Below are 2,349 nucleotides of genomic sequence, written 5' to 3'. Positions count from 1 at the left end.
TTTAGTTATGTAACCTGAAAACGCTTTTGCACTTTCAATTTTGATTTTATGATCATATGACATTGGGTTTTCAATAAATTTATCAACAATGCTTTTAAAAAACCTGGCATTTTCATTATTGATTTTTACTTTTATTTTTCTAACCCCAATGCCTCTTCTCATTCTTCTATTGAGTTTTGATCCAATTATTCTAAATTCAATTTCATTTTTTTTGCTGTCATAATTTACAGTAACCCCAGTTTGGAGTTCGTCCGGACGGCAACCCGTTGCGTATAAAATAGCAAGTGCGTTAGCACATTTTAGATTGTGCGCGATCGCATAATCTAAAATATCCTCTCTAAAATTATCATTTAGTTTTTTTATATTTCTTTTTGAATTACCCATATTGATTTTTCCTCATTGCAAATTAAAAGAAACGGAAATTTCAAAAATTCGCTTTGCTCAAATTTGAAATACCGTAAAACCCAAACCCTCCCCCCTTATGTTCTATTTTTTCGCTGTCGCTCAAAATCGAACAACGACCCCCGGTTGGGGGTGGCAGTTTTACGGGTTCGCTTCGCTCTACCCCTAAAATGCCTTGTTGTTCCACCCCAAAATCGGGGTAGAAACAACAACTTATATTACTGTTATATCCGGGTGGAAGTTAATGTCAATATTGCAAATGTGGAGAAACAATGAATAAAAAAATCCCTTAGTGGAATAGAATTTATTCTATTTCAGTAAGGGATTGGCCTGCCCGGCGAGGGCGGTTTTATATTTCCGATTCAAAACCAAATTCGAAATTTTCCTCTTCGTCTTTAAACTTTTCTTTCCATTCTTTCGAGATTTCTTTTTCAAAATTATCTAATGCTTTTGATATTTTCTTTTCTTTTATTTGTTGCTTTTTCTTTTTAATCTCTTTGAGATTTTTTTCGTATGCTTTAATAAAATTATCGTCGAAGACTTTTTCAAATTCTTCTTCATCATCTAATTTATATGAGATAGAATTTAAAAAATGATCTCTAAATTGCATAAACAATTTATGAGGTAACCCTTTCATAAATATCACAGAATTTAAATAAATATGTCCGTTTTTCTCAATTAAACACTGCTTTTGTTTGAGGGTTTTAAATGTTTTACACATTGTAGATTTATTAATTCCTGTTAATTCGCAAAGTGCCTTTTGCGAAAAATTAATTAATAAATTTCCGTGTGAAAGCATTGACTCCATTATTTCCGTTAAAACCAATAATTCGTTTGTATTTAAACCATATTTTTTAATTAAAATTTTTAAATTTTTTGGGAATAAATGCACGTATTCAACACCTTCGGAAATAGATTTAAATTTATTTTCTTTTGTTTCAGAAATAACTAAAGTTTTATTTTTTTTATAAGCTTTTGCGTGAAATTCATAAACTGCAACTTTTTGTTCTGGTGTTAAATCATATTTTTCCAAAAACAAATCTAATTTTTCGTAATCAATACTTAAACTCTCATTTAATATATTTCCTAAATCCATAGAAACCTCCTTTTTTTATTTATTTCTATATATATGTTTTAACATTTATATAAAACTAGTCAATAGATTAAGTTGCAAAAAGTAGAAAAAGTTGCAGTTTTGAAACTGTAGTTTCTACTTGGAAACTGGCTAGAGTTGTCGGATTTGACAACCTCAGTTGACGAATTTGACAACTAGAGTTGACGAATTTGACAACTACGGTTGAAGTTTTTGACAACTGCCTTTTTTAAAAAGTCAGTAATATCAATGGTTAGAGAGTGTTTTTTTAACTCCTAAGAACATATAAGAATTTTAAGAACACTAAGGGGGTGAAATTTTCAACTTTTGAGATGGTTTTTAAGATCATTGGTTTTCAAGTAACAGATCAATCCCCCACGGGGGAAAACCCATCCAGTTACCCGGTTCCGGGCTTCTGCTTCGCTATGGAGGATTTTGCTGTAAAACCGTCCTGCCGGACGGGCCAACCCTTCACAGTCCAGGAGGGGACCTCCTGAACTGCTCAGGGTTCACATTTTGAAGCGACGAACGGGAGCCGGTGGAGGACTGCTGGGGGTGGAAGTATCGGCAATTTTTGCCGCTGCTTTGTTTTTATTTGCGATCTTAAATCTCAATAATCTATCTCCACCACGGGGCTTAACATTGGTTTCGACATCTGCGATGTCATCAAATCCACCTTTGCTTTTTTTGCTCTTTCTTCCGTAACTCTGCTGAGATCTGACTGAGGCATGGCCCATAATTTGGGCTATTTCGATTTTGTCATAATCGGAATTTTTCAATTCCGTTGCTTTTGCATGTCTGAAAGAATATGCAGAAGCATGATAGGTTTTTCTGGGCCATAGTTTTTTCGATAT

At 33.4% G+C, this 2,349-nt stretch carries 3 protein-coding genes; all 3 read right to left on the bottom strand.

The window, feature by feature from the left end:
* Nucleotides 1–384: hypothetical protein (locus N6G83_RS54210; RefSeq protein WP_260524422.1), on the bottom strand; the 384-nt coding region annotated here is incomplete at its 3' end.
* 367 nt (nucleotides 385–751) lie between these two features.
* Nucleotides 752–1,498, bottom strand: coding sequence for a replication/maintenance protein RepL (locus N6G83_RS54205; RefSeq protein ID WP_052684122.1), 747 nt, complete (start codon nucleotides 1,496–1,498; stop codon nucleotides 752–754).
* A 506-nt stretch (nucleotides 1,499–2,004) separates the two neighbouring features.
* On the bottom strand, nucleotides 2,005–2,349 hold a 345-nt coding region (locus N6G83_RS54200; RefSeq protein WP_260524421.1), incomplete at its 5' end, for a hypothetical protein.

The sequence above is a fragment of the Serratia sp. PL7 genome (assembly GCF_945957435.1).
Note: the sequence above shows the minus strand (reverse complement) of the source record. Positions and strands in the feature narration are given on the sequence as shown.